This window comes from Aestuariivirga sp. (assembly GCF_041738905.1).
Taxonomy (GTDB): domain Bacteria; phylum Pseudomonadota; class Alphaproteobacteria; order Rhizobiales; family Aestuariivirgaceae; genus Aestuariivirga.
On sequence record NZ_JBGSOZ010000162.1, the window covers coordinates 1 to 3,360 of the forward strand.

Below are 3,360 nucleotides of genomic sequence, written 5' to 3' on the forward strand. Positions count from 1 at the left end.
CATCGTGCATGGCGTGCCGAAGCCCGCGCAGGGCCGCATCGAAGTGGCGCTCATCAAGGCCAAGGGACCGGAGGGCGACCGCATGCGGGCGTCCCATGAAGGCGAGGAAGAGGACGAGCAGCGCGCGGTCACGCATTACGCCGTCATCGGCAAGGCGGCTTCCGCCGCGTGGGTGTCGCTGAAGCCCGTCACCGGACGCCAGCACCAGCTTCGCGCCCACATGGCCCATATCGGCACCCCCATCATGGGTGACGAGAAATATGGCGGGCTCGACAACATGCCCGAAGGAATGGCGAAGAAGCTTCATCTCCACGCGCGCCGCATCGTCTTCCCGCATCCGCGCGAGGGAACGATCGACCTCTCCGCGCCGCTGCCCGACCACATGATGCAGAGCTTCGAGCTCCTCCGCTTCGACCCCAGCCGTTTCGACGAGGATCACGGATGAAGCTCGCGATCTTCGACGTCGACGGCACGCTGGTCGACAGCCGCGCCATGATCACGGCCTCGCTCAGCGCGGCCTTCGCGGCCACCGGCGTCACGCCGCCCGAGCGCTCAACCTTTTTGTCCATCGTCGGCCTTTCGCTGCTCGATGCCATGCGGGCGCTGGTGCCGCATGAGGAACCATCCGCGCACGAGCGGCTTGCCGCCGCTTACAAGCAGAGCTTCTGGGATCTGCGCGCGTCCGGCACCCACCCCGAGGACCTGTTCGACGGCGCTCACGGCCTTTTGGCGAAGCTTCATGGGCGCGACGATGTTCTCCTCGGCATCGCCACGGGGAAGTCGCGCCGGGGTGTCACCCACCTGATCGAGAAGCATGGCTATGAGGGCTGGTTCACCACCATCCAGACCTCCGACGATCACCCATCGAAGCCGCATCCCTCGATGATCGTAAAGGCGCTGGCCGAGACCGGGCTCGCAGCACCTGCCGCCATCATGATTGGCGATACGAGTTTCGACATCGAGATGGCGCGGGCGGCAGGGGCAGGGGCTGCGGGAGTCTCGTGGGGGAACCATGCCGTGGTTGAGTTGCAGCGTGCTGGCGCTCACACCATTGCCAATGATTTCAACGAACTGGAGAGCCAGCTTGAATCGCTTTGGCAGGAGCGCTTGGCATGAGCACACGCCGCCGCTTCTACAAGGACGTCGCCGTCACGGATGACCTCTGCATCGCGCTCGACGGGCGCCCGGTGAAGACACCGATGAAGGCGAAGCTGCAACTGCCGACGAAGGCGATTGCCGAAGCCGTGGCCGCTGAGTGGGAGGCCCAGGGCGAAAAGCTCGATCCATCCACCATGATGTTCACGAAGCTCGCCAACACGGCGATTGACCGCGTGGGACCGATGCGCGAGGCCATCACGGCCGAAGTGCTGGACTACGCCAACAGCGATCTCGTCTGCTATCGCGCCGAGACGCCAGAGGCCCTGGTCGATCGCCACGCCCGGACCTGGGATCCCATCATCGATTGGGCACGCACCACGCTCGATGCGCCTTTCCTTGTCACCACGGGTATAGTCCACAAGGCCCAGCCGGAAGCAGCACTCCGGGCTTGCAGAACCGCCCTCGACGCACTCAGCATTTTTGAGTTGTCAGCGCTCTACACGGTGATGACGCTCAGCGGCTCCGCGCTCATCGCGCTCATGCTCGCGCAGGGTGCCATCGCCGCGGATGAAGCATGGGCCGCCGCTCATGTGGATGAGGACTACCAGATCGAGTTGTGGGGAACCGACGCAGAGGCAGAAGCCCGCCGCGCCGCGCGCTGGCACGAGTTCAGCGCCTGCTGCCATTTCATGGCCTTGAGCAGGAGTTAGCCTCGCTGCACGGCCAGCTGTACGCCGAGCCCCACCAGAACCGCGCCACCGATCCGCTGCAGCCATCGCTGGACTGAACTCGATTTCCGCAGCCGGTTCATCACGAGACCTGCCAGCATGACCGCAACGAGATCGGCGGCCGAGAACATCAGGTTGACGATGGTGCCGAGGATGATGAACTGCAACGGAACCGGCACGCTGGCGTCCGGCGAGATGAACTGCGGCAGGAAGGCGAGGTAGAACATCGCCGTCTTCGGGTTCAGCATTTCGACTGTCAGGCTCTGCAAGAAGCTCCCGCTGCCGGGAGATAACTCCACCGCCCCGCCTTCGCGTGAACTGCTCCGGAACAGCGAAATGCCGAGCCATACGAGATAGATCGCCCCGCAAAGTTTCACACCCATGTAGAGGACGGGAACCCCGGCGAGCAACACCGACAGGCCGAAGGCAGCCGCCGCAATATGGGCATAGCCGCCGAGATGAAGGCCAAGCGACGCCATGAGCCCGGAACGGCGGCCGCCGGCCATGGTCTGCGCAGCCGCATAAAGCATGGCCGGGCCGGGGATGAAGGCGAAGACGCCGGCAGTGGCCAGAAACGTGATGAATTGCGCAACAGACATCATGACTGCGAATTCCTCATGAGACCGGCAACCTCCAGGTCGGTTTGAAGCGAACTGCCGCTCAGGCCTGAAATCACGCCCTCACGATCCGCCGCGTTGCGGTTCTGGCTGAGTTTCCGCTTTCCTTCCAGCCGGGTGATCGTGATTTGTACGCCGACGATGCCCCTGAGCTGCGATTGCACATAGAGATCGGGCGCATCGCTCACCTTCCACGGATGGGAACGGCTCTCCTCGTGATGATCCGTGAGGCGCGAGACGACAGCGAGCAGCCTCTCGGTATCATCGAAGAATTCGACCGGCCCATGAGCGTGAACGGTGACGTAGTTCCAGGTCGGCACGACTTTGCCGGACTCTGCCTTTGTCGCGTACCACGACGGCGACACGTAGGCGTCAGGCCCCATGAAGATCACCAGCGCTTCACCAATTGGCGCAGCCGACCAGTGCGGATTGGCCTTCGCCACATGCCCGATCAACACGCCGTGCGGCCCCGTCGTTTCATCGAGCATCAGGGGCAATGGCGTTGCCATCAGGCCGGCGGCGGTCGATGTAATGAGATTGCCGGTCCGCGCCGCACGGATGGTGGCGTGCAGGCTGGCCGGGTCGTCATCGCGAAAAGCAGGTGGGCGATACATGGCAGAGTCCCTCGTGTTGCCCCTGCCATGCGACCGAACAGGTCTGGCCGGAATGGCCGATTTTCGGCTCGTTCGGCAGACCACTTTCCACAAGGGATGAGGTCGAAGGAAAGATACCCACCTTTCGGCTGATTTGACGGCATGGCGCCGTGCCCCTAACACACTTTCACGCCGTGACGTTTGAGGGGAAACACCATGCAGGACATTCTCGAGAAGCTTGAAGCCCGCCGCGTGCTGGCGCGGGCAGGCGGTGGCGCCAAGCGCGTGGCGGCCCAGCATGCCAAGGGCAAGCTCACCGCCCGC

The 3,360-nt window shown here is 63.8% G+C and carries 5 protein-coding genes and 1 pseudogene; 4 read left to right on the forward strand and 2 right to left on the reverse strand.

Annotated elements, in window-relative coordinates; genetic code table 11:
• The 3 genes from ACEW8Q_RS15320 to ACEW8Q_RS15330 all read left to right on the forward strand — a co-directional run.
• On the forward strand, positions 1–445 hold a 445-nt coding region (locus ACEW8Q_RS15320; protein ID WP_373504921.1), incomplete at its 5' end, for an RluA family pseudouridine synthase.
• Positions 442–1,116, forward strand: a complete 675-nt coding sequence (locus tag ACEW8Q_RS15325; RefSeq protein WP_373504922.1) for an HAD-IA family hydrolase — start codon at positions 442–444, stop codon at positions 1,114–1,116. The genes ACEW8Q_RS15320 and ACEW8Q_RS15325, both read left to right, overlap by 4 nt.
• Positions 1,113–1,808 carry an ATP12 family chaperone protein gene (locus ACEW8Q_RS15330; RefSeq protein WP_373504923.1) on the forward strand — a complete coding sequence of 232 codons (696 nt, stop codon included), beginning with the start codon at positions 1,113–1,115 and terminating at the stop codon, positions 1,806–1,808. Before ACEW8Q_RS15325 ends, ACEW8Q_RS15330 begins: the two co-directional genes overlap by 4 nt.
• On the opposite strand, the gene ACEW8Q_RS15335 is transcribed toward ACEW8Q_RS15330, so the two are convergent.
• Together ACEW8Q_RS15335 and ACEW8Q_RS15340 are read right to left on the reverse strand one after the other, a co-directional pair.
• Complete coding sequence (locus ACEW8Q_RS15335; protein WP_373504924.1) at positions 1,805–2,428, reverse strand: LysE family translocator; 624 nt, start codon at positions 2,426–2,428, stop codon at positions 1,805–1,807. The genes ACEW8Q_RS15330 and ACEW8Q_RS15335 overlap by 4 nt on opposite strands.
• Positions 2,425–3,057, reverse strand: a complete 633-nt coding sequence (locus ACEW8Q_RS15340) for an FMN-binding negative transcriptional regulator (protein ID WP_373504925.1) — start codon at positions 3,055–3,057, stop codon at positions 2,425–2,427. The genes ACEW8Q_RS15335 and ACEW8Q_RS15340 overlap by 4 nt, the downstream gene beginning before the upstream one ends.
• Before the next feature lie 195 nt (positions 3,058–3,252).
• Here ACEW8Q_RS15340 and ACEW8Q_RS15345 point away from each other — a divergent pair.
• Positions 3,253–3,360: pseudogene (locus ACEW8Q_RS15345) on the forward strand (propionyl-CoA carboxylase beta chain); the annotation flags it as partial.

What these genes read in the sequence shown, in the direction of transcription:
- ACEW8Q_RS15325 (WP_373504922.1), top strand. Translation starts at nt 442, where the DNA reads ATGAAGCTCGCGATCTTCGACGTCGACGGCACGCTGGTCGACAGCCGC.
- ACEW8Q_RS15330 (WP_373504923.1), top strand. Translation starts at nt 1,113, where the DNA reads ATGAGCACACGCCGCCGCTTCTACAAGGACGTCGCCGTCACGGATGAC.
- ACEW8Q_RS15335 (WP_373504924.1), bottom strand. Translation starts at nt 2,428, where the DNA reads ATGATGTCTGTTGCGCAATTCATCACGTTTCTGGCCACTGCCGGCGTC.
- ACEW8Q_RS15340 (WP_373504925.1), bottom strand. Translation starts at nt 3,057, where the DNA reads ATGTATCGCCCACCTGCTTTTCGCGATGACGACCCGGCCAGCCTGCAC.